Origin of the sequence: Pseudomonas sp. B34(2017) (assembly GCF_002112915.1) — a bacterium.
Lineage (GTDB): Bacteria > Pseudomonadota > Gammaproteobacteria > Pseudomonadales > Pseudomonadaceae > Aquipseudomonas > Aquipseudomonas pharyngis.
On the sequence record NZ_NEJA01000001.1, the window covers coordinates 111,918 to 134,508 of the forward strand.

General features: G+C 59.5%; 17 protein-coding genes and 4 tRNA genes. 8 read left to right on the plus strand and 13 right to left on the minus strand.

The features are described from left to right. The first annotated feature begins 11 nt into the window (after window positions 1-11). A complete protein-coding gene (locus CAF80_RS00515; RefSeq protein WP_039769860.1) occupies window positions 12-665 on the plus strand; it encodes an HAD family phosphatase in 654 nt (217 codons plus the stop codon). 44 nt (window positions 666-709) lie between these two features. On the opposite strand, the gene CAF80_RS00520 is transcribed toward CAF80_RS00515, so the two are convergent. Further along, window positions 710-1,672 (minus strand): zinc-binding dehydrogenase, encoded by a 963-nt coding sequence (locus CAF80_RS00520; protein WP_074687589.1) that lies wholly within the window; start codon window positions 1,670-1,672, stop codon window positions 710-712. A gap of 181 nt (window positions 1,673-1,853) precedes the next feature. On the opposite strand from CAF80_RS00520, the gene CAF80_RS00525 reads away from it, so the two are divergent. After that, window positions 1,854-3,938 (plus strand): carboxy terminal-processing peptidase, encoded by a 2,085-nt coding sequence (locus CAF80_RS00525; RefSeq protein WP_166742345.1) that lies wholly within the window; start codon window positions 1,854-1,856, stop codon window positions 3,936-3,938. A gap of 134 nt (window positions 3,939-4,072) precedes the next feature. After that, on the plus strand, window positions 4,073-5,863 hold the full coding sequence (locus CAF80_RS00530) for a bifunctional diguanylate cyclase/phosphodiesterase (protein ID WP_085608822.1): 1,791 nt from the start codon (window positions 4,073-4,075) through the stop codon (window positions 5,861-5,863). Between the two features lie 37 nt (window positions 5,864-5,900). On the opposite strand, the gene CAF80_RS00535 is transcribed toward CAF80_RS00530, so the two are convergent. The 7 genes from CAF80_RS00535 to CAF80_RS00565 all read right to left on the minus strand — a co-directional run bounded on the left by CAF80_RS00535 (window position 5,901) and on the right by CAF80_RS00565 (window position 14,019). Continuing rightward, window positions 5,901-6,317, minus strand: coding sequence for a hypothetical protein (locus CAF80_RS00535; protein ID WP_011333168.1), 417 nt, complete (start codon window positions 6,315-6,317; stop codon window positions 5,901-5,903). 8 nt (window positions 6,318-6,325) lie between these two features. Further along, window positions 6,326-11,086: an RHS repeat-associated core domain-containing protein gene (locus tag CAF80_RS29170; RefSeq protein WP_085666681.1), complete on the minus strand. Its 4,761-nt coding sequence runs from the start codon at window positions 11,084-11,086 to the stop codon at window positions 6,326-6,328. 225 nt (window positions 11,087-11,311) lie between these two features. Then, window positions 11,312-11,719, minus strand: coding sequence for an SEL1-like repeat protein (locus tag CAF80_RS00545; protein ID WP_039769853.1), 408 nt, complete (start codon window positions 11,717-11,719; stop codon window positions 11,312-11,314). Further along, window positions 11,720-12,091, minus strand: a complete 372-nt coding sequence (locus tag CAF80_RS00550) for a hypothetical protein (RefSeq protein WP_003223109.1) — start codon at window positions 12,089-12,091, stop codon at window positions 11,720-11,722. Then, window positions 12,088-12,429, minus strand: coding sequence for a helix-turn-helix transcriptional regulator (locus tag CAF80_RS00555; protein WP_007950435.1), 342 nt, complete (start codon window positions 12,427-12,429; stop codon window positions 12,088-12,090). The genes CAF80_RS00550 and CAF80_RS00555 overlap by 4 nt, the downstream gene beginning before the upstream one ends. A gap of 114 nt (window positions 12,430-12,543) precedes the next feature. Next, complete coding sequence (locus tag CAF80_RS00560) at window positions 12,544-12,999, minus strand: YkvA family protein (RefSeq protein ID WP_039769852.1); 456 nt, start codon at window positions 12,997-12,999, stop codon at window positions 12,544-12,546. 297 nt (window positions 13,000-13,296) lie between these two features. Then, complete coding sequence (locus CAF80_RS00565) at window positions 13,297-14,019, minus strand: FKBP-type peptidyl-prolyl cis-trans isomerase (protein ID WP_039769851.1); 723 nt, start codon at window positions 14,017-14,019, stop codon at window positions 13,297-13,299. A 270-nt stretch (window positions 14,020-14,289) separates the two neighbouring features. Between CAF80_RS00565 and CAF80_RS00570 the strand changes: the two genes are divergently transcribed. Both CAF80_RS00570 and CAF80_RS00575 read left to right on the plus strand, forming a co-directional pair. Further along, a complete protein-coding gene (locus CAF80_RS00570) occupies window positions 14,290-16,098 on the plus strand; it encodes a di-heme-cytochrome C peroxidase (RefSeq protein WP_074687886.1) in 1,809 nt (602 codons plus the stop codon). After that, window positions 16,095-17,261 (plus strand): catalase family protein, encoded by a 1,167-nt coding sequence (locus CAF80_RS00575; protein ID WP_085666682.1) that lies wholly within the window; start codon window positions 16,095-16,097, stop codon window positions 17,259-17,261. Before CAF80_RS00570 ends, CAF80_RS00575 begins: the two co-directional genes overlap by 4 nt. Window positions 17,262-17,406: 145 nt before the next feature. On the opposite strand, the gene CAF80_RS00580 is transcribed toward CAF80_RS00575, so the two are convergent. The 4 genes from CAF80_RS00580 to CAF80_RS00595 form a co-directional block, all read right to left on the minus strand. Further along, a tRNA-Asp gene (locus tag CAF80_RS00580) sits at window positions 17,407-17,483 on the minus strand. 20 nt (window positions 17,484-17,503) lie between these two features. Then, window positions 17,504-17,579: transfer RNA gene (locus tag CAF80_RS00585), tRNA-Val, on the minus strand. 190 nt (window positions 17,580-17,769) lie between these two features. Further along, window positions 17,770-17,846, minus strand: a tRNA-Asp gene (locus tag CAF80_RS00590). 20 nt (window positions 17,847-17,866) lie between these two features. Continuing rightward, a tRNA-Val gene (locus tag CAF80_RS00595) sits at window positions 17,867-17,942 on the minus strand. Between the two features lie 159 nt (window positions 17,943-18,101). On the opposite strand from CAF80_RS00595, the gene rdgC reads away from it, so the two are divergent. From rdgC to sugE, 3 genes are all read left to right on the plus strand, one after another. After that, the gene (rdgC, locus tag CAF80_RS00600; protein ID WP_085666683.1) at window positions 18,102-19,022 is read left to right on the plus strand and encodes a recombination-associated protein RdgC; all 921 of its coding nucleotides are present in this window, start codon (window positions 18,102-18,104) and stop codon (window positions 19,020-19,022) included. 147 nt (window positions 19,023-19,169) lie between these two features. After that, the gene (locus CAF80_RS00605; RefSeq protein ID WP_085666684.1) at window positions 19,170-20,135 is read left to right on the plus strand and encodes a bile acid:sodium symporter family protein; all 966 of its coding nucleotides are present in this window, start codon (window positions 19,170-19,172) and stop codon (window positions 20,133-20,135) included. 118 nt (window positions 20,136-20,253) lie between these two features. Next, a complete protein-coding gene (gene sugE / locus CAF80_RS00610; protein WP_039769847.1) occupies window positions 20,254-20,568 on the plus strand; it encodes a quaternary ammonium compound efflux SMR transporter SugE in 315 nt (104 codons plus the stop codon). Between the two features lie 42 nt (window positions 20,569-20,610). Here sugE and CAF80_RS00615 read toward each other — a convergent pair whose 3' ends face one another. Continuing rightward, window positions 20,611-22,485 carry an MFS transporter gene (locus tag CAF80_RS00615; protein ID WP_085666685.1) on the minus strand — a complete coding sequence of 625 codons (1,875 nt, stop codon included), beginning with the start codon at window positions 22,483-22,485 and terminating at the stop codon, window positions 20,611-20,613. Between the last annotated feature and the right edge of the window lie 106 nt (window positions 22,486-22,591).

A 22,591-nucleotide genomic window follows, 5' to 3' on the forward strand; every position in this document is an offset into this window, starting at 1 on the left:
GAACTGAACTGATGGCTCTGGCAATTTTTGATCTGGACGACACCCTGATCCACGGCGACTGCGCCACCCTCTGGTGCGAGCAGATGGGGCGCCTGGGCTGGGTCGATCCTGAGTCGTTCATGCGCAGGAACAACGAGCTGATGGACGCCTACAGCCATGGCAAGTTGCGCATGGAAGACTATATGGACTTCAGCCTCGAACCGATGATCGGGCGTACCCCGGAGGAGGTCGAGCATCTGGTCGGGCCGTGGGTGGAAGACTTCATCGAGCCGATCATCTTCAGCGACGCCACCAAGACCATCGCCGCTCACCGTAAGGCCGGCGACCGGATCCTGGTGATCTCGGCCTCGGGCACGCACCTGGTCAAACCCATCGCCGAGCGACTGGGCATCGACGAGGTCCTGGCAATCGAGCTGGAAGTGGCGCACGGCGTATTCAGCGGCCACACCGTGGGCACCCTGACCTACCGCGAAGGCAAAATCACCCGTCTGCTGGAATGGCTGGATGCCGAAGAGGAAAACCTTGAGGGCGCGAGTTTCTATTCCGACTCACGCAATGATCTGCCGCTGCTGTTGAAAGTGGATTACCCACATGTGGTCAACCCGGATCCGGTACTGCTGGCAGAGGCCGAGAAATCCGGCTGGCCGATCCACCTCTGGAAATAGGCAATTGGCTTGTGGGAGCAGCCTGCTCCCACAACCGTCGATGATCAGCTCAGGCTTTCGTCGATCACCAGCACCAACTTCCCTGCCACCGTGTTGCTCGCCAGCTCGGCGAAGGCAGCCTCGGCATCCTTGATCGGGAACGTCCTGGCCAGTTGCGGCTTCAGGCGACCTTCGGAAAACAGCGGCCACACGTGCTGGCTCAGATCGCTGAACAGATCCGCCTTGAACTGATCGTCACGGCTGCGTAGGGTCGAACCCAGCAGTTGCACGCGCTTGGCCAGCACCTGGGCCAGATCCAGTTTTGCCTCGCGGCCGCCCATCAGGCCGATCAGCACCCAGCGTCCGTCCTGCGCCATCAGCTTGAGATTCAATGCCGAATAGTTGCCGCCCACCGGATCCAGAATCACATCGAACGGCCCGAAATCCCGCAGGCTTTCCAGGTCGTCGGTGCGCACCACCCCGCCCTGAGCACCCAGCGATTCGCAATAGACCAAGCGCTCCGCCGAACCGACGCTGACCCAGCACGGATTGCCGAAAGCCTTGCACAGTTGAATGGCGGCCGAGCCGATGCCACTGGCTCCGGCGTGCAGAAGAATTTTCTCACCCGGTTTGAGCGCCGCAAGTTGAAACACATTCAGCCAGACGGTCGCGTACACCTCGGGCAAGCCAGCGGCCTCGATCAGCGATACACCTTCCGGAACCGGCAGCACATGCCGTCCGTCGACGACCACTTCTTCGGCCATCCCGCCCCCGGCCAGCAAGGCGCAGACCCGGTCACCGACCTGCCAGGACGATCCTGCACCGACCTCGCTGATCACCCCGGAACACTCAAGACCCAGCACCTGGCTGGCACCCGGAGGGGGTGGATAAAGTCCTGCTTTCTGTAATAAATCCGCGCGATTGAGGCCCGCTGCCGCCACCCGGATGCGAACTTGTCCTACATCGCATGTAGGACTTGGTTCATCAACCCATGCCACTTGACCTTCAACGCCTTGCAATGCCTTCACAGTGCCTCCATAGTGAGTCTGGACTGAGCCCGAAGCTGTAGCGCCGGGCTTTTTGCATTATGCGACCGGCCCTGGGGTCTGAACGAACGCTGAACAGCAGTTATCGTACAGAGCGTAGCGGTACCGGCGACTTCAAAGACGGCCTAATATGCGTTATCAATTGTCCCCGCGTCGAATCAGCATGAAGCATCTGCTCCCCAGCACCGCCCTCGCTCTTTTCATCGGTATCGGTCTGTTGCCGGTGTCGGGCACCACATTCGCAGCCAACAGCTGGGACAAGTTACAGCCTGATCGCGACGAAGTGATCGCCAGTCTGAACGTCGTCGAGTTGCTCAAGCGTCATCACTACAGCAAGCCGCCGCTCGACGATGCGCGCTCGGTGATCATCTACGACAGCTACATCAAGCTGCTCGACCCGTCGCGCAGCTATTTCATGGCCAGCGACATCGCCGAATTCGACAAGTGGAAGACCCAGTTCGACGACTTCCTCAAGAGCGGCGACCTCAACGCCGGGTTCACCATCTACAAGCGCTATCTGGACCGCGTGAAGGCGCGTCTGGACTTCGCCCTTGCCGAGCTGAACAAAGGCGTCGACAAGATGGACTTCACCACCAGGGAAACCTTGCTGATCGATCGCAAGGACGCTCCGTGGCTCAAGTCCACCGCCGAACTCGATGACCTGTGGCGCAAACGCGTCAAGGACGAAGTGCTGCGGCAGAAGATCGCCGGCAAAGAGCCGAAGCAGATCCAGGAAACCCTGACCAAGCGCTATAAGAATCAACTGGCGCGTCTGGACCAGACCCGCGCCGAAGACATATTCCAGGCGTACATCAACACCTTCGCCATGTCTTACGATCCGCACACCAACTATCTGTCGCCGGATAACGCGGAGAACTTCGACATCAACATGAGCCTGTCCCTCGAGGGCATCGGCGCCGTGTTGCAGAGCGACAACGACCAGGTGAAAGTCGTGCGTCTGGTACCGGCAGGCCCGGCCGACAAGACCAAGCAGGTTGCTCCGGCCGACAAGATCATCGGCGTTGCCCAGGGCAACAAAGAGATGGTCGACGTGGTTGGCTGGCGTCTGGACGAAGTGGTCAAACTGATCCGTGGCCCGAAAGGCACCGTGGTGCGTCTGGAAGTCATCCCGGCCAGCAATGCGCCGAACGACCAGACCAGCAAGATCGTGCCGATCACCCGTGAAGCGGTGAAGCTAGAAGACCAGGCCGTGAAGAAGTCCGTGCTGAACCTGAAACAGGACGGCAAGGACTACAAGCTCGGCGTGATCGAGATTCCGGCGTTCTACCTCGACTTCAAGGCCTTCCGTGCCGGCGATCCGGACTACAAGAGCACCACGCGCGACGTCAAGAAGCTGCTGACCGAACTGCAGAAAGAGAAAGTCGACGGCGTGGTGATCGACCTGCGCAACAACGGCGGCGGCTCCCTGCAGGAAGCCACCGAGCTGACCAGCCTGTTCATCGACAAAGGCCCTACCGTGCTCGTGCGTAACGCCGATGGCCGGGTCGATGTGCTTGAAGATGAAAACCCGGGCGCGTTCTACAAAGGCCCGATGGCGCTGCTGGTCAACCGTCTGTCCGCCTCGGCTTCGGAGATCTTCGCCGGCGCCATGCAGGACTATCACCGTGCGCTGATCATCGGTGGCCAGACCTTCGGCAAAGGCACCGTGCAGACCATCCAGCCGCTGAACCACGGCGAACTGAAACTCACCCTGGCCAAGTTCTACCGGGTTTCCGGCCAGAGCACCCAGCATCAGGGCGTACTGCCGGACATCGATTACCCGTCGATCATCGACACCAAGGAAATCGGCGAAAGCGCCCTGCCGGAAGCCATGCCGTGGGACACCATCCGCGCAGCGATCAAACCGGCGAGCGATCCGTTCAAGCCGTACCTGGCCCAGCTGAAATCCGAGCATGACAGCCGTTCCGCCAAGGACGCGGAGTTTGTGTTCATCCGTGACAAGCTGGCCCTGGCGCAGAAGCTGCTGGAAGAAAAAACCGTCAGCCTCAATGAAGCCGAACGCCGTGCCCAGCACGCCGACATCGACGCCAAGCAACTGGCGATGGAGAACATCCGTCGCAAGGCCAAAGGCGAAGAACCGCTCAAAGAGCTGAAGAAAGAAGACGATGACGCCCTGGCGGCCGCCGAGCCGGACAAGGTCAAACCGGAAGACGACGCCTACCTGAGCGAGACCGGGCGCGTGTTGCTGGATTACCTGAAGCTGAGCAACCAGGTCGCAAAGAAGTAAGGTGATGGCAATTTAATGCTGACGATCCCCGGATCGTCATCAAACAGTCATCATTCTGTCGTGCAATAAAGGACTGGGAGCGGTTCTCTTCATCGAGAACGCTCCCAGTCCTTTTTTTATCGCCAGAGATTGCCATGACCACGACCGAACAGCTGAGTGCCTTGAGCTCGATCCTGACTCAAAGCGGTTTACACAGCCTGTTCCAGCCGATCATTTGCCTCTCCGAACGGCGCATTCTCGGCTACGAAGCCCTGACCCGCGGCCCGTCCAACAGCCCGCTGCACTCCCCCATCGCCCTGTTCGCCGTGGCCCGCCAGGCCGGACGTTTGAGTGAACTGGAAATCGCCTGCCGCCAAAGTGCCTGTCGTCGTTTCAACGAACAGCAATTACCAGGCAAGCTGTTTCTCAATGTCTCTCCGGAATCCCTGCTCGAAGCGGCGCACCAACCGGGGCGTACGCTGCAATTGCTGCAGGACTTTGGCATCCCGCCGAGCCAGGTGGTCATCGAACTTACCGAACAGACGCCGATCGATGATTTCCAGTTGCTGCAGACCGCACTGCATCACTATCGGGCGATGGGGTTTTCGATTGCCCTCGATGATCTTGGCGCCGGTTATTCGAGCCTGCGTCTGTGGTCGGAGTTGCGGCCGGATTACGTGAAGATCGACCGGCACTTCATCGACGGCATTCATCAGGATGCATTGAAACGCGAGTTTGTCGGATCGATCCTGCAAATCGCCAAGGCCTCGCGTGCGCAGGTAATCGCCGAAGGCATCGAGCTGCCGGAAGAACTGGCAGTGCTGACCGAGATGGGGGTGGATCTGGTGCAGGGCTACCTGCTCGGCCGTCCTCAGGAACACCCGCCGCGCGATGCCCGCGCCTTGATGCCCAAGCACGACAGCAGCGCCGTGGCGCTGAACGATGAAGGCAGCGATCTCAGCGCCCTGCTCAACGATCAACCCGCCGTGAATCGCGACACACCGACCGCCACCGTACTGGAGGCTTTCCGCCGCCAGGCCAACCTCAACTCGCTGGCGGTGCTCGATGAACAGGGCCAACCGTGCGGCATCGTTCATCGTCACTCGTTGTCCGATGCGCTGCTCAAACCCTTTGCCACCGACCTGTTCGCCCGCAAACCGATCAGCCGCCTGATGAACGACGACTTCCTCGCCGTGGAAATGAGCCAGTCGCTGCAACAGGTCAGCCGCCTGATCACCAGCCGCGCCCGGCAACGCATCGAAGAAGACTTCATCATCACCCTCAACGGCAGCTACCTGGGCCTGGGCCGGGTGATTGACGTGCTCAAACTGATTACCGAACTGAAAATCCAGCAGGCCCGCTATGCCAACCCGCTGACCTTGCTGCCGGGGAATGTGCCGATTCAGCAATGTTTGACGAGGTTGCTGCAACAGGGGCGCGAGTCGGTCATTTGTTATGTCGACATCGACAGCTTCAAACCCTTTAACGATATCTATGGGTATGGGCGTGGGGATGAGGTATTGCTGTGTCTGGCGCAATGCCTCAACGAACGCGTCGACCCGTCCCGCGACTTTGTCGGGCATATTGGAGGGGACGATTTTCTGTTGGTGCTCGGCCCGGAGGATTGGCGCAAACGGCTCAACCAGTTGCTGGATGATTTCCAGAGCCAATGCCGACGTTTCTACCGCCCCGAACACCTGGAAGCTGGGTGTTTTGTTGCGCCGAATCGCCAGGGTATTCGTCAGGAATTTCCGTTGTTGTCATTGTCCATTGGCGTGGTGCATTTGCATCCTGAAGCGTGTGCGCAACTGGATGCGAGTCAGTTGGCGGAAATGGCATCGCAGGCGAAGCATCATGCGAAGAATGTTCCGGGGTATAGCGTGCATTTGATTGATAGCCTTTCCCTGTCTAACCTCCATCAATTAAAGACAATCGAGCAGTTCTGACCTCTTCAAATGCACGAAACGGCTAAACCAATAAAAATCACCATTGATCTTGATCTTCAAGGTTCGCCCGAAGTAAATCTTCCCTCCACGACTTAGTAACTATTTCATATATATGTTCAAAAAAACCACGAGGATCTATTATTTCCGTTTTGTCCCATGCAAGCACTCTCGGATTATCAAAGTCGCTCTGAAACTCTCCCGAAAAATCAAAACCAGCATCCTGCAAATGGCTTTCAAGGATTTTATAAATCAAAAACCTATGGCGATAGGTTAGATAATCAAATTCAGGAACAATAAAATTCTTAATTATTTCTTGTTGATCCTCATACTTATTAGGGTCATAAACCCACAATGCCTTACCAAGCGTCTCTTCCCGATCATAAATCGATATCCCACTCAACAAGTGAGAGAGCCGGGGTTCATATGGAAACTCCGTAAATGGTTGCATCAACATAACTTCACCTATCTTGGAAAGCCAGTAAATGGCCGTGTAATATCTCGTTTATCAAATTTCACTTCCGCCCCATCCAAGCTATCTATATAACGAGGATTGCTTAGATCTCTTTCATTAGGTTTATAGCCACGACCTGCTCCTGGCAGTTTCATCCTAACAATAGGATTTTGGTCAGCATCATATCCTGTAGGCTCTGGAATTTTTTTATGCATCCTAGATAAAGCAAAATGCAACGCTCGAAACTGCATCATCCAACTACTGAATTGAGAACTCGGCCCCACCATCCCTCTAACGCCTTTTTTTGTTGGATGTGAGCCGTCTATTGACCTCTGCTTTAAAGCTGCATCATCAATTTCTGGCCCATGCTTTTCTACAGAGTGCATTCTGTATTGTCTGTTCCAAGCTAATACCTGACGCTTAGCTTCTGCTTCATTTTGTGGCCCATCTTTGCCAACGGCCGGAACGATTGGCAACCCTTGATTTGCGTTAGGCCTGTTAGCCTGAGTTGGTACTGAGCACTTCTGGGCCTTATTTTTTTTGGGTGGCGGACAATTGGACGTCAACCCCAACGGATCCACCCACCCCGTCGGATTCGGCACGTACTGGTACTGATTCAACCCACCCGCCAGCTTCACCGGATCCGGCGTCAGGTACCGGCCCACGTCCGGGTCGTAATACCGGTGCCGGTTGTAATGCAGCCCGCTTTCGTCATCGAAGTACTGCCCCTGAAACCGCAGCGGCTGGTTCAGGTAGTCCTCGGTCGCCAGTTCCAGCGAGGTGACCTTGCCGTAGGCGCTGTATTTGGCGGACCAGACGATGTCGCCGCTGTAGTCGGTCAACTCCTGCGGGGTGCCGAGGTGGTCGAGTTGGTAGTAGAACGGGCAGGCGCGTTTCGGGCCTTTGCCGTCGAGCAGCGCCAGCGGGCGGAAGGTGCCGGGTTCGTAGATGAAGCTGCGGTGTTGGGTCGGGCTGCTTTCGGCGATCAGGTGATCGCCTTGCCAGAAGAACTCGGTGGTCTGGCCGTTGACGGTCTTGCGGATGCGGCGGCCGAAGGCGTCGTATTGGTAGGTCGCGGTTTTGCCATCCGGGCGGGTCAGGCCGATCAGGCGGTGCTGGCTGTCGTAGCGATATTCGGTGACGAGGGTTTGTGCGCGGCCGCGGCGTTCGCGGATCAGGTTGCCGAAGGCGTCGTAGTCGTAATGGCGGTCGCCCTGTATCAACAGGCGATTGCCTTTGATCTGTGTCAGGCCCGGACGGTCCTGCAGCAGCAGGTTGCCGGCCGGGTCGTGGGCGAAGTTTTCCGGCACATCGTCGCGGGTGTGGCGCACGCGGATCAGCCGGTCGAGGGCGTCGTAGGTGTAGCTGCGCTGGCCGTGGCGGGTGTCGGCGATGTGTTCGAGGTTGCCGTTGGCGCTGTAGACAAAGTCGCGGCGGTACAGTGCACTGCGCTGATGGCCTACGGCGTGGGACTTCAAGCGGCCCTGTTCGTCGTAGGCATATTCGCTGAGCAGCAGGCCTTGCTGGCGCTGCTGTTCACGACCGTTCTGGTAGACATGGCGGGTCAGCAAGGCGCCATTGAGGTCGATCGCGGTCAGCGCACCGCCCTTGGCATAGTGATAATCGAGCTTGCTGTTGTCCGGCAGACGCATGCGAGTCAGTTGGCCGCAGGCGTCGTAGGTGTAACGCAAGGTGCCCCAGCCCTGATGCTCGCGCACCAGCCGGTCCTGCAGGTCGTATTCGAAAGCCAGCGGGTGATCCTGGCCGTCATCCACGCCGACCAAACGGCCTAAACGGTCATAGCGGTAGCTGACCTCGACCCCGTCCGGCAGGGTCTTGAGCAGCAGACGCCCAGCAGCATCACGTTGGTAAGCGGTGACCAGCGTGGTGCCGTCGTCGCCGAATTCGGTCTTTTCCAGCAGGTGGCCGTTGCGGTCGTAGGCATACGCCGTGCGCCGCCCATCAAAACCGGTTTCCTGTCGGATCAGTCCGGTCGGCGTGTAGTCCAGCCGATATTTTTCGCCCGACTCGTTCTCGATTTCCGTCAGCAACAGCTGCGCATGGTCGTAGCGGTATTGCAGTCGCGTGCCGTCGGGGTTGATCCGCCGGCTGACCAAATGCAGGTCATCGTCATATTCGTAGCGGGTGATGCGCCCCAGTTCATCGCGTTCGGCGGTGATCTGGCCGTAGGCGCTGTAGGACCAGGCGCGGGTGGCACCGTTAGGCAGCGTCGTCTGGATCAGCCGGCCAACGGCGTCCCACGCGTGACGGGTGACCGCGCCATGTTCGTCCTGAACCGTCGTCCGCCGCCCCAAGGCATCGTAGGAAAACTTGCGAACCCCACCGTCCGGCAAGCTCTCCTCGACCAACTGGCCCAGGTCATTCCACATGAACACATGCCGACCACTGTCCGGATAACGGACCGACAGCAACCGCCCCTGCGGGTCGTAGTGGTAATGGGTGACGTGGCCGTCCGGATCGACCGCCTCGGTGATATCACCCTGGGCATTACGCCGGTACGTCCACACGGCATCGCCACGTGAACGACTGTGCAGGAAACCGTTGCGGTATTCGTAGGACGTCGGCGCATCGTCCGGCGGAATCAGCGCGATCAGCCGTCCGGCATCGTCGTAGCGGTACTCGGTAACCGCCCCCAGCGCATCCTGCTCGGCGACCAGCCGACCCTGCGCGTCATAAGCCTTGAGCTGTTCGCCACCGTCCGCCGCGACCTGACGCACCAGCCGCGCGGTGTCGTCGTGGACGTAAGTTTCCTCAGTGCCATCGACGTAATGCACCGTGACACGGCCGGCGTCATCCCAGACGTAACGCGTGTCCATCTGCGAAAACGAGGCCCAGTGCCGCACGCAACGTGCTGCCTTGCCGGCACGCTCCCACTCCCAGAAAAAGCTCGCGCCACCGGCCAGCTGCCGTTGCAGGATGACGTGCTGGTCGTCGTAGTCGTAACGCTCGCTTTCGCCGACCGCGTTGGTCGCCTCGATCAATCGATGACGGGCGTCGTACCGATAACGGGCGAGGGTCTGCTCGGTGCGCCAGGTCGACTCCCGAAAAACCTGATAATCGACCGCGACCAGATGCGCCCGCTCGTAGCGCAGCAACAAGGACCGGCCAGCGCCGTTATCCAGCCGCTGAATCCGGTCGGAAAGATCCCGATGCACCGTCAGACGATTGCCATACGCATCGCTGACAGCCGTCAGACGCCCAACCCGAAAGTGATAAAACCGCGCCCCGTCCCCCGCCAGCGCAACGATCAACTCCTCCGGCTCATCTCCCAGAAAGATCGCCGCCCGCGACAAGCTGTTGTGGATTTCCGGCCGCTCGACGCTCGGCAACGGAAACCGCGTGCGCCGGTTCTCATGGTCAACCCAGACCACCGAAGCGCCATCGACCTCCAGCCGATGCGTCAGCGAGTGACTCCAGCCAAACCCCAACCCAACATCGATCTCGGCCGCACTGGTGCGGTACAACCGGCTGAACTCAAATGGCAACAACCCATCGAGCACACCGTCAGTCAGCGTTAGCAGCTCTTCGCCGGTGACCATCGACACCGGGCAGCCGTTGGTGCAGGTTCGCGGCGCACAATCGGCACTGTCACCGTTGGGGTTCTTCGCCTGATCTGGCGTGTCGTCGTGGTGCTCGTCTTTTTTCAGGGAAGCATTACGCCGGGCATCCCAGCGCAATTGCATGCGGCCCTTTTTCACCCCGGCGGCGATGCCCCGAGCGGCGACGGACTTGTATTGGTTCACGTAGCCGATGAAGGTGCTGACAATGCCGAACATCGCCTTCACCAGGCGCGTCACCGCCGACAGCAACTGAGCGCCACGCTCCGCCAGACGCAAGGTCAGATACGCAATCCCCGCCCCGGCGCCAACAAAGGTCAGCACAACGCCGATCAACACATCGATCAGCAGTTGCACCACTACCATCGAAACGGCCTCGGCGGTTTTTCCGGCGACTTCACTGGGTGGCAGCATCTCCAGCCAGAGGCTGGCGGTACGCAGCAACAGGCACAGCGCCGCCTCGTCACTGACGAGCAGTTGGAGCTGCTCCATCTTTTCGGGCATCGATACCGCGAACTCGGCCAACGCTGTCGCGCTGTCTCCCAGACGACCACCAAACTCGAGCGGATTCTTGAGAATCTCCGACAGCAACCCGATGCTGTCCCACACCCCCTCGATCGCCGCCCAGCTCCCGGCCAGCATGCCATTCCCGGCTGCTGTGGCCACCGACTGCGACCATTGCGGCTTGAAGCCCTGCCACTCGCTGCGCAGCCAGCCATCCAGCTGCCGGGTCAGGCCATCGTAGGATTCGAAAAGCGCATCAATCTGCTGCTCGCTGGCCTCGCTGTGTACCACCACCCGGTAGAACTTGCCCGCCTCACCGGTGAACACTCCCTTGCCCTGAGCATCAAGGGTGACGGACTTGACTGCGCCGTCCTCCACCGCCACCACATCGACAACAATGTCGCCCAATGGAATGTCGTACGCCGACTCGAACTTGCTCTCGATCTCCATCGGCCCGGATTCCGGGCATTGCACGATCGCAGAGGAGAAACGGTTGTCGTCAGTCGCAACCACCGTGCTGTGCTCGCCGAAACGGATGATCCGCTCCATCCCCATCAGCGACGGCAGATCGGCCGCGTGACTGACGCCGTCTGCCGAGCGACTGAGCCAGCGCTTGAGCTGTTCGCGATAGAGATCAAGGGTGCGGGGAAAGCTGTCGAGTTCTTGCTCGATGCGGATGACGGCATCCATCAGCGCATTTCCATGCGCATGGCGAAACGAAAAACCGGGTCGAACATATGCGTTCCCTCGCGCAAAAATCAGGCGAGGGACTTTGCGGGGGATCAAACAGAAAAGAAGTCAGGCGAGTAGGCGAAGGATGTAGGAGAAGTCTGTAACTGATTTTTATCGAATTGCAGACGCAAAAACGGGGCGGGAGGTTTCCCTCACGCCCCGTTCACAGAACAGATGATTTGCTTATTGAGAGGCGTCTCGGCCGGCCAGCTCTTTCAACTTGAGCTCCGCCAACGGATGCCCGGCCCTGGCGGCCATGGTCCACCAGCGAGCGGCTTCCGAAGGATCTGGCGCTTTGCTCGGTGTACCTGCAAGACTGATGACACCGACTTGATACGCCGCCTTGCCATCCCCGGCCAGCGCCGCCAGTCGCAGCAATCGAACACCTTCCTCACGTGCGCCCAGGCCAACCCCGCGAAACGTCAGGATGTGCCCGTAAAAGCTTTGCGCGCCGACATCGCCCAGATTGGCCATGCGCGCAAACTGCCCTTCAAGCCAGCGCCAGCCCCGGGGCTGACGGACAAACCACGACCAGTGAAACAGCCTACGGGCCAGCCAGTAACTGGCCCGCGCCTTGAGTCGTAAAAACACTCAGGCCTCCGCCGATTCCGGGTACTCGTACTCAAAGACCCGCACCACTTCCGAGGCATGCCAGGAGGCAGCGGCAACACCATCGGACGGCCCGGAAAAACGTCCCAGACGCTCGACACACTCAAAGAAACCGGTGCGTGGCAGGCGACTTGCACCCTGGCTGATCACCAGCGAGCTGCGCAACGGTTGTTCGGCTTTCGCGTCCAGTGCGGCGAGATGCTCCAGTGCTGCAGTCAATGTCTGCATGGCCGGCGTGGGCAGTTGCAGACGTTCAAGCAAGGCTCGATAAGTCAAAAGATGGCGCTGCCTGCGCGCCTGATCCAGTTCCCCCAGCAATCCGTCCCAATGTTGACGACTGATGCGTACGCTCACGATTGTTCCCTCCACCCTGGCACCGTCAACTCCCAGGCCAGGCTGCGGCGAATCGCGGCGTCGGGCAGACGCTCGCCACTTTCAATCATGGCCAGGTAAGACGGGCTGATGCCTACCGTGCGGGCCAGCGCCTCGATGGCGATGCCCTTCCCTTCGCGCAAACTGCGTAACTGATCCAGACCTGGAAGAATCGGGTCCGGGGTTGCCGCAAGCGGCGCTGGAGCCGGTTGCGACGGTGCTTCATTGATGCCTGCTGCTTTCAGTAGAGCCTGATACTGAGCCCATGGCAGAACCGCATATTCGGGCTCGCCATCGCGTGCAATTATCTGAATATCCATGACTACCCCGTAGGACAACAACACTTAGCGAGTCGGCACTTTTCCCTAGAAGTGTAATCCTAACAGCGGCCAAGGTCGTGGGGGGTATCTATCTCTGTACGAGGCTGTCGCGATTCAGGACTTTTTCGGCCCCTGAAGCTGAAGTTGCTCGGGCGTATCGGGCAGACGCTCGACCACTCTGAGCTTTTCCGGCGCCTGGCGCTGACGCCACAGGCGGAAGGCGTTCAGTTCTTCGTCGAGGGTTTTCATTAGCCAGGCGAGAACGGCAATGTCATCGAGCATGCCGAACATGGGAATGAAATCCGGGATCGCATCCACTGGGCTGAGGAAGTACATCAGACCGGCCACCACCGAAACGATCGCCTTGGCGCTGATCGCGCGGTATTCGCCGCGCCAGTACGCCAGGCACAGCGCCTGCAACAGACGCAAATCGTCCTTGAGCTTGCCGAGGCGATTGCCTTGGGCGGCGCCTTTGCTGGCCACGGAGAACAACAAGGTCGGCAAGCGGCCTCGAGCCAGCAGTCGTCCGGCCAAAGGCAGGAATCGGGCGAAATTCCACGGCGCTTTCATTTATTTCTCCCGTTGAAATGTTATCCACACAAATTGTGGATAACCTTGTGAACAGAGCTGCATTTCAGCGCTGAGAGCCCCGTTTCATAAGGGCTGCGCTTAAATCGGGCGTTTTTTACTCACATAAAAAATCCCAATATTTCATTGACTTGGCGGCTCCGGGCGTCTAGCGCGAACAACCTTAAAGTCTAGGACTGCCATGACCGGCATCGGTTCGGTCTGTTTACGCCGACCATCGTCCAGATGCAACAACGCCCCGCATAAGCGAGGCGTTGTTGTTGAAACCGGTGCCGATGCTTATTGCTTGGCGGCAGCGGCGTCTTCTTTGGCTGGATCCTTGATACCCAGCAGTTCCAGGTCGAAGACCAGAACCGAGTTGGCCGGGATTGCCGGACTTGGCGATTGTGCGCCGTAAGCCAGGTCGCTAGGGATGTACAGCTTGTACTTCTCGCCAACGTGCATCAGTTGCAGACCTTCGACCCAACCCGGAATCACACCGCTGACCGGCAGATCGATCGGACTGCCGCGCTCTACGGAGCTGTCGAAAACGGTGCCATTGGTCAGCTTGCCGGTGTAGTGAACGGTCACGACATCGGTAGGCTTGGGCTGTGGACCGTCGGCTTTCTTGACCACTTCGTACTGCAAGCCGGAAGCGGTGGTGGTCACGCCAGCCTTCTTGCCGTTTTCTTCGAGGAATTTCTTGCCGGCGGCTGCCGACTCTTCGCTCATCTTGGCCATACGCTCTTCGGCACGCTTTTGCAGCGCGGCGAAAGCTTCGACCAGTTCTTCATCTTTCAGCTTCTGTTCTTTCTTGCCGACGGCATCTTCGATGCCCTGGGCTACCGCTTTGGAGTCCAGATCATCCATGCCTTCCTGAGCAAGGCTCTTGCCCATGTTCAGGCCGATACCGTAGGAAGCTTTTTGCGCCGGGGTTTTCAGCTCTACGCTGGTCTGCGAATCACAACCCGCGAGTACCAGGCTAACCAGGGCAACCGCCGCCGCCAACCGATGCTGTTTCATGCTATTTCCTTGTTCATGCGCCGAAAGGGCAATCGAGTAAAGCCGCGAGCTTATCAGGCCGCCACGACCAATGGCTACCGGCATGAGAGCAGGAATCTTCCGATAAGTTCAGGGATTAAAACGCATTTGGCCAACGCCGTGATGAAGCTTCTGTCATCTGGCTCTGACGACAATTGATGTCACCTCCCACAACACTTGGCGTAATGGCCACTTGCCGCACACCACCCGCCTCAGGCATAACAGCGCAACAAATCGACAAGGATGTTCATCTTGCGCCTCTTATACCGTGTGCTGACGCTGATCGTGGTGCTGCTGGGACTGGTCCTGGCAGTGGTTCTTTACTATGTCGCCAATCCGAAATTGCCCTTCCCGACGCCCGCGAAACAGGTGCATTACCTGGATCAGTGGACTGAGCAAGAGCGCCAGACCTACTACTTCACCCCGCAGGGGACGCAGGTCAAGGGCTTGCGCTATGAGTGGTTCCAGGCGCTGGAGCTGCCGTTCTCGCAGCAACGCTTCGCTTCCCCGGAATACCTCGCGCGTTTCGGTTTTCTGATCGATCCGCAGCAGAAAGCCACGCCGGACAACCCGGGCAATCTGCCGGTGGGTTTCGCCCGTCACCGGAATCCCGGGAGCTCCGAGCAATATCTCGACATCACTTGCGCGGCCTGCCATACCGGCGAACTGCACTTCAATGGCCAGGCAGTGCGCATCGATGGCGGCTCGGCCCAGCACGTGTTGCCTTCCAGCGTTCCTACGTTGCGCGGCGGAAGTTTCGGACAGGCATTGGTCGCCAGTCTCACCTCGACTTACTACAACCCGTGGAAATTCGAACGTTTCGCCCGCCATGTGCTGGGCGACGACTACGACGCGCGCCACGAACAACTGCGCAAAGACTTCAAACGCTCACTGAACACCTTCATCAAAGTGGCCTGGAACGACACCCATCGCGGCCTCTACCCCACCGAAGAAGGCCCCGGCCGCACCGATGCCTTCGGGCGTATCGCCAACGCGACCTTCGGTGATGCGATCTCCCCGAGCAACTATCGCGTGGCCAATGCCCCGGTGGATTACCCGCAGCTATGGGACATGTGGACCTTCGACTGGGTGCAATGGAACGGCTCGGCGCAGCAACCGATGGCGCGCAATATCGGCGAGGCGCTGGGGGTCGGCGCCACCCTGAATTTCTTCGACGCCAACGGTCAGCCACTGCAGGGCGATGAGCGCTATGCCTCCAGCGTACGCGTGCGTGATCTGCACAAGATCGAAGAAACCCTGCAAAAACTGCGACCGCCGGCCTGGCCTGAAGAGGTGCTCGGCGTCGTCGACAAACCCTTGGCAGCCAAGGGCCGAGCCCTGTTCGCCGAGAACTGCGCCGGGTGCCATGTGCCGCGCCAGACCCAGGAAGGCGAACGCTGGGTGCAGCACCTGCACATGCTACCGGTGGACGTCATCGGCACCGACCCGAATGCGGCCAACAACATTGCCAATCACCGCTTCGACCTGACCGCTCTGCAATGGAACCCGGCGGAGTTGGAACAAATGGACGTGAAGTTGCACCCCAAACCCAAGGAACCGCTGGACCTCAGCCAGCTGTCGGTGGCCAAGGGACTGGCTTACGTCACCGCCTTCGTGGAGAACCGCGCGTACCGCGAAGCCGGCGTCACTGCTGCCGAGAAACCACAGCTCGACGGCTTCGGTCTGCCGATCGGCGTTCGCGAAAAAGTCGCCTACAAGGCCCGACCGCTGGCCGGCGTATGGGCCACGGCCCCATTTCTGCACAACGGCTCGGTGCCGAGCCTTTATCAGTTGCTGTCACCTCAGGACGAGCGCGCCACCACGTTCTATAAAGGCACCTTCGAATACGACCCGCGCCATCTGGGCTACCGCACCGAAGCCTTCACCAACGGCTTCCTGTTCGACACCCGCATCACCGGCAACCACAACAGCGGCCACGAATTTCGCGCCGGCGAGCGCGGCAACGGCGTCATCGGCCGACTGCTGCAGCCTGAAGAACGCTGGGCGTTGCTGGAATACCTGAAAGTGCTGGGCGGCCCGCTGGAGGCGCAACTGCCATGATCTTCAATTCCTTCAAAAGACCTTCGCTGCTCGCGCGTTTCTGGCTCTGGCTGGGACGGATACTGGGCAAAACCTTGGTCCTCCTGCTGGTGATCGGCCTGATCGGCTGGGCCCTGGCGACCACCTGGTTCGCCTGGCAACACCGTGGCCCGGTGTCGGCGCTGGAGCAGGTTCCGGACGGCGAGGCCGCCATGACCCAGGACGTGATTCAGACCGCGGTGCGCATCGTCGATCAGCACCGCGAAAGCACCCGCTACCTGCGCGACGCCCATGCCAAGGCCCATGGCTGCGTGAAGGCCGATGTGCAGGTGTTGCCGGATCTGGCTCAGGAATTGCGCCAGGGCGTCTTCAGCGAACCGGGCAAGCTGTGGAAAGCGACGATGCGCCTGTCCAACGGCAACGCGTATCCGCAATTCGACAGCATCCGCGATGCCCGGGGCATGGCGCTCAAACTGCTCGATGTGCCGGGCAAGCAGTTGCTGGGTGACCGTCAGGGGCTGCACGAGCAGGATTTCGTGATGTTCAGTCACCCGAACTTCTTTGTCAGCGATGTCGCCGAGTACCGTCAGAATGTGGCGGCGCAGGCTGACGGCAAGAAGGTCATGGCGTTTTTTCCGGGGTGGGATCCGCGCCAGTGGCAAATTCGGCACCTGTTCATTGCGCTGGCGACCCTTTCGCCACCACCAGAGAGCCCGACACGTACGACCTACTTTTCGGTATCGCCCTACAAGTTCGGCGAGGCCAATGCCAAGTTCCGGGTGATGCCGGATCCGGAGCGCTGCCCCGCATATACCTTGCCGAAACAGAACCGGGATCTGCCGAACTTCCTGCGCACCGCGTTGAATCAGCAGCTGTCGACCGACCGGATACCGGCGTGTTTCGTATTGCAGATCCAGCGCCAGGACGCGAACAAGTACATGCCGATCGAAGACACCAGCATCGAATGGCGCGAGCAGGACAGCCCATTCCAGACAGTGGCGAGGATCACCCTGCCCCCGCAGGACTTCGACACCCCGGCGCTGAACCTGCAATGCGACAACCTGTCGTTCAATCCCTGGTTCGGCATCGACGCTCATCGCCCGATTGGCGGGATCAACCGCCTGCGCAAAGCGGTGTATGAAGCGGTGAGTGATTACCGCCACAGCCGCAACTCGGCGCAATAGCAGCGCCAGAAACGAAAAAAGCGACCGTCAAAGGTCGCTTTCTCATGTTCAGGCCCGGCAAAAGCCAAACCCCGGACAGCAAAAAGCCCGCACTTGGCGGGCTTTCTGTGGTGATCTGGCGTTCAGTGTTCCAGATGACCGAATATGGCGCAGCGGACGGGACTCGAACCCGCGACCCCCGGCGTGACAGGCCGGTATTCTAACCGACTGAACTACCGCTGCGCGAAACGCTTGAAACGAAATGGTGGGTGATGACGGGATCGAACCGCCGACATTCTGCTTGTAAGGCAGACGCTCTCCCAGCTGAGCTAATCACCCTTCGCTTCGTTACGGGGCGCATTATGCCACAAGTTTTCGTAAAGTGTTGATTTAATTGAAGTTTTTTTCAAAAAAATCCGAAAACCGGTGAAACGACACATCCCGCCTGTACAACTCGAGGCAGAAAAAAACCCGCCTTGGCGGGTTTTTCCGTGGTGACCTGGCGTTCAGTGTTCCAGGTTACCGAATATGGCGCAGCGGACGGGACTCGAACCCGCGACCCCCGGCGTGACAGGCCGGTATTCTAACCGACTGAACTACCGCTGCGCTAAACACTTGAAAACGAATGGTGGGTGATGACGGGATCGAACCGCCGACATTCTGCTTGTAAGGCAGACGCTCTCCCAGCTGAGCTAATCACCCTTCGCTTCGGTGTGGCGCGCATTCTACGGAGCGACCCTACCTCTGGCAAGCACTTTTTTAAATAATTTTCTCAGGCCTTCCAAAGGCTTAGAGAAGGGTTGGCCTATGACCCGGCGAAGACAATAATGCCCCCCTTTGTATAAAGGAGAGACTCACCCCATGTGGTTCAAGAACCTGCTTATCTATCGCCTGACCCAAGACCTGCCTGTCGATGCCGAGGCGCTGGAAACTGCACTGGCCACCAAACTGGCGCGTCCATGTGCAAGCCAGGAGTTGACCACCTACGGTTTCATCGCGCCGTTCGGCAAGGGCGAAGATGCTCCACTGGTGCACGTCAGCGGTGACTTTCTGCTGATCTCCGCCCGTAAAGAAGAACGCATTCTGCCGGGCAGCGTCGTGCGCGATGCGGTCAAGGAAAAGGTCGAAGAGATCGAAGCCGAGCAGATGCGCAAGGTCTATAAGAAGGAACGCGATCAGATCAAGGATGAAATCATCCAGGCGTTCCTGCCGCGCGCGTTTATCCGCCGCTCGTCGACCTTCGCCGCCATCGCGCCGAAACAGGGCCTGATCCTGGTCAACTCGGCCAGCCCGAAACGCGCCGAAGACCTGCTCTCCACCCTGCGTGAAGTGATCGGCACCCTGCCGGTTCGTCCGCTGACAGTGAAAACCGCGCCGACCGCCGTGATGACCGAATGGGTCACCACCCAGCAAGCCGCCCCGGACTTCTTCGTCCTGGACGAGTGCGAACTGCGCGACACCCATGAAGACGGCGGCATCGTGCGTTGCAAGCGTCAGGACCTGACCAGCGAAGAAATCCAGCTGCACCTGAGCACCGGCAAGGTGGTGACGCAACTGTCGCTGGCCTGGCAGGACAAACTGTCGTTCATGCTCGACGACAAGATGACCGTCAAGCGCCTGAAATTCGAAGACCTGTTGCAGGATCAGGCGGAACAGGATGGCGGCGACGAAGCCCTCGGCCAACTCGACGCCAGCTTCACCCTGATGATGCTGACGTTCGGCGACTTCCTGCCGGCGCTGGTTGAAGCGCTGGGCGGCGAAGAGACTCCGCAGGGGATCTAAGCCTGCCGAGTGAAAAACTGTGGGAGCGAGCCTGCTCGCGATAGGGCCATTGCACTCAACATTTTTTGTCGACTGTAACGCCGCCATCGCGAGCAGGCTCGCTCCCACATTGGTTTCTGCGGTTCTATTAATAATAAGGAACAGGCCATGCGCGCACTGGCTGCACTGAGTCGTTTTGTTGGCAACACCTTCGCTTACTGGGTTCTGATTTTCGCGGTGATCGCGTTCCTGCAGCCGGCCTGGTTCCTCGGTCTCAAAGGCGCGATCGTGCCGTTGCTCGGGCTGGTGATGTTCGGCATGGGCCTGACCCTCAAACTCGACGACTTCGCCGCCGTCGCCCGCCATCCGTGGCGTGTGGCACTGGGCGTGGTCGCGCATTTCGTGATCATGCCGGGGATGGCCTGGTTGCTGTGCCAGATCTTTCATCTGCCGCCGGAAATCGCCGTCGGCGTGATTCTGGTGGGGTGCTGCCCGAGCGGCACGTCCTCGAACGTCATGACCTGGCTGGCCCGTGGCGATCTGGCGCTGTCGGTGGCCATCGCCGCCGTCACCACCCTCCTCGCCCCGCTGCTGACGCCAGCGCTGATCTGGCTGCTGGCCTCGGCCTGGTTGCCGGTTTCGTTCATGGAATTGTTCTGGTCGATCCTGCAAGTGGTCCTGCTGCCGATCATCCTCGGCGTGGTCGCGCAACGTGTGCTTGGGGACAAGGTGCGCCACGCGGTGGAAGTGCTGCCGCTGGTGTCGGTGGTCAGCATCGTGATCATCGTTGCCGCCGTGGTTGCCGCCAGCCAGGCGAAAATCGCCGAATCCGGCCTGCTGATCATGGCCGTGGTGATGCTGCACAACAGCTTCGGTTATCTGCTGGGTTATTTCACCGGACGCCTGTTCGGCCTGCCACTGCCGCAGCGCAAGTCCTTGGCGTTGGAAGTCGGCATGCAGAACTCGGGGCTGGGTGCTGCGCTGGCCAGTGCGCACTTTTCGCCACTGGCGGCGGTGCCAAGTGCACTGTTCAGTGTGTGGCACAACATTTCCGGGGCGCTGCTGTCGACCTGGTTCCGGCGGATGAGCGAAAAACAAGACCGTGAGACGTTGGCACAACAGACGGCCGACTGATTCCGGATCGCGGTGCGGCGCACATTTTTAGGTAGTATGTGCGCCACGCGGGGACGACCCTGCGGCTCAATCGAGTTTTCAATCTGGGGACGGCCCCGTCAATCGATGGAGGTCTTTCATGTCCTGGATCATTCTGTTTTTCGCCGGCCTGTTCGAAGTCGGCTGGGCCGTCGGCCTGAAATACACTGATGGTTTCACCCGTCCGCTTCCGACCGTTCTCACCGTTGCCGCCATGGCAGTCAGCTTGGGCTTGCTGGGTCTGGCGATGAAGGAATTGCCGCTGGGCACGGCTTATGCGATCTGGACTGGCGTCGGTGCCGTGGGCACGGTGATTGCCGGGATCATCCTGTTTGGCGAATCGATGGCGTTGATACGCCTGGCCAGTGTCGCGTTGATCGTCACCGGACTGATCGGGCTCAAGGTCAGCGCCTGAGCCGTTGCCGCCATCCGTCAGGGATGGCGGCTTTCCAACCAACTACCTGACTGTCCCGCGCAACTCCCCGACCATCGCCTGCAACTCCGCTGGCTGCGCAGACTCAACGGCAACCGGCGAACCCGCCACCAGCGTCACCCGCGACCACAACCGGTGAAAGAAACCTTTATTGGGATCGCGACTGAAGAAACTCCCCCACAACCCCTGCAACGCCAGCGGAATCACCGGCACCGGTGTCTCTTCGAGAATCCGCGTCAGCCCGCCCTTGAACTCGTTGATTTCACCATCGGCAGTCAACTTGCCTTCCGGGAAGATGCAGACCAGCTCCCCTTCCTTCAGATACTGGGCAATCCGGGTGAAGGCCTTTTCGTAGATCTGAATGTCTTCCTGACGTCCGGCGATAGGAATCGTCCCCGCCGTGCGGAAGATAAAGTTCAGCACCGGCAGGTTGTAGATCTTGTAGTACATGACAAAGCGAATCGGCCGACGCACCGCACCGCCGATCAGCAAGGCATCGACGAACGACACGTGGTTGCACACCAGCAATGCCGCGCCCTCATCCGGAATCGCTTCAAGGTTGCGATGCTCGACGCGGTACATGGAATGGCTCAGCAGCCAGATCATGAAACGCATGCTGAACTCGGGGACGATCTTGAAGATGTAGGCGTTGACGCCGATGTTCAGCAGCGACACCACCAGGAACAGCTGCGGAATCGACAGTTTCACCACGCTCAGCAACACGATGGTGACAATCGCCGAAATCACCATGAACAGCGCGTTGAGAATGTTGTTGGCGGCAATCACACGCGCCCGCTCGTTTTCGGCGGTGCGCGACTGGATCAGCGCGTACAGCGGCACGATGTAGAAACCGCCAAAGATCCCGAGGCCCAGCACATCGATCAACACCGCCCAGGCATGACCGAAACTCAGCACTTCGGTCCAGCTATGGCCAACAGCGCTTTCTGGTATTCCACCGGAATGCCACCACAGCAGCAGCCCGAAAACGGTCAGGCCGAACGAGCCAAACGGCACCAGGCCAATCTCGACTTTGCGTCCGGACAGCTTCTCGCACAGCATCGACCCCAGTGCAATGCCGACCGAAAACACCGTCAGAATCAGGGTGACCACGGTTTCGTCGCCGTGCATCCACTCCTTGGCGTAAGCCGGGATCTGCGTCAGATAAATCGCCCCGACGAACCAGAACCACGAGTTGCCGACAATCGAGCGCGACACCGCTGGCGTCTGCCCCAGGCCCAGTTTCAACGTCGCCCAGGACTGACTGAAGATGTTCCAGTTCAGGCGCATCTCCGGGGTGGCCGCCGCGGCGCGGGGAATGCTGCGACTGGCCAGATAGCCCAGCACGGCGATACCGACAATCGCGGCGGAGACCACCGGCGCGTAATTGGCCGACGACATCATCACCCCGGCGCCGATGGTCCCGGCCAGGATCGCCAGGAACGTGCCCATCTCCACCAGCCCGTTGCCGCCGACCAGTTCATCGTCGCGCAAGGCCTGCGGCAGGATCGAATATTTCACCGGCCCGAACAGCGCCGAGTGCGTGCCCATGGCGAACAGCGCCACCAGCATCAGCGACAGGTGATCGAACAGAAAGCCGATGGATCCCACGGCCATGATGGCGATTTCTGCCAGTTTGATCAGACGGATCAACGCGTCCTTGGCGAATTTTTCCCCGAACTGCCCGGCCAGCGCCGAGAACAGAAAGAACGGCAGAATAAACAGCAGCGCACACAGGTTGACCCAGATGGAGCGGTCACCTTCGATGGTCAGCCGATAGAGGATGGCGAGGATCAGCGACTGCTTGAACACGTTGTCGTTGAACGCGCCCAGCGACTGGGTGATGAAGAACGGCAGGAAGCGCCGGGTGCGCAGCAGGTTGAACTGTGAGGGGTGACTCATCTTCCGTGTGACCCTGTTGTTTTTGGAAAGAGAAGGTAGCGAGTGGCCTGGCTACGCTTATAAGAATCTCGAACCGCGATCCAGGCCACACATTACCTAATCTTTG

Excerpts from the sequence above, each read along its gene's own strand:
- CAF80_RS00515 (WP_039769860.1), top strand. The coding sequence starts at position 12 with ATGGCTCTGGCAATTTTTGATCTGGACGACACCCTGATCCACGGCGAC.
- CAF80_RS00525 (WP_166742345.1), top strand. The coding sequence starts at position 1,854 with ATGAAGCATCTGCTCCCCAGCACCGCCCTCGCTCTTTTCATCGGTATC.
- CAF80_RS00530 (WP_085608822.1), top strand. The coding sequence starts at position 4,073 with ATGACCACGACCGAACAGCTGAGTGCCTTGAGCTCGATCCTGACTCAA.
- CAF80_RS00535 (WP_011333168.1), bottom strand. The coding sequence starts at position 6,317 with ATGTTGATGCAACCATTTACGGAGTTTCCATATGAACCCCGGCTCTCT.
- CAF80_RS29170 (WP_085666681.1), bottom strand. The coding sequence starts at position 11,086 with ATGGATGCCGTCATCCGCATCGAGCAAGAACTCGACAGCTTTCCCCGC.
- CAF80_RS00555 (WP_007950435.1), bottom strand. The coding sequence starts at position 12,429 with ATGGATATTCAGATAATTGCACGCGATGGCGAGCCCGAATATGCGGTT.
- CAF80_RS00560 (WP_039769852.1), bottom strand. The coding sequence starts at position 12,999 with ATGAAAGCGCCGTGGAATTTCGCCCGATTCCTGCCTTTGGCCGGACGA.
- CAF80_RS00565 (WP_039769851.1), bottom strand. The coding sequence starts at position 14,019 with ATGAAACAGCATCGGTTGGCGGCGGCGGTTGCCCTGGTTAGCCTGGTA.
- CAF80_RS00575 (WP_085666682.1), top strand. The coding sequence starts at position 16,095 with ATGATCTTCAATTCCTTCAAAAGACCTTCGCTGCTCGCGCGTTTCTGG.
- rdgC (WP_085666683.1), top strand. The coding sequence starts at position 18,102 with ATGTGGTTCAAGAACCTGCTTATCTATCGCCTGACCCAAGACCTGCCT.
- CAF80_RS00605 (WP_085666684.1), top strand. The coding sequence starts at position 19,170 with ATGCGCGCACTGGCTGCACTGAGTCGTTTTGTTGGCAACACCTTCGCT.
- sugE (WP_039769847.1), top strand. The coding sequence starts at position 20,254 with ATGTCCTGGATCATTCTGTTTTTCGCCGGCCTGTTCGAAGTCGGCTGG.
- CAF80_RS00615 (WP_085666685.1), bottom strand. The coding sequence starts at position 22,485 with ATGAGTCACCCCTCACAGTTCAACCTGCTGCGCACCCGGCGCTTCCTG.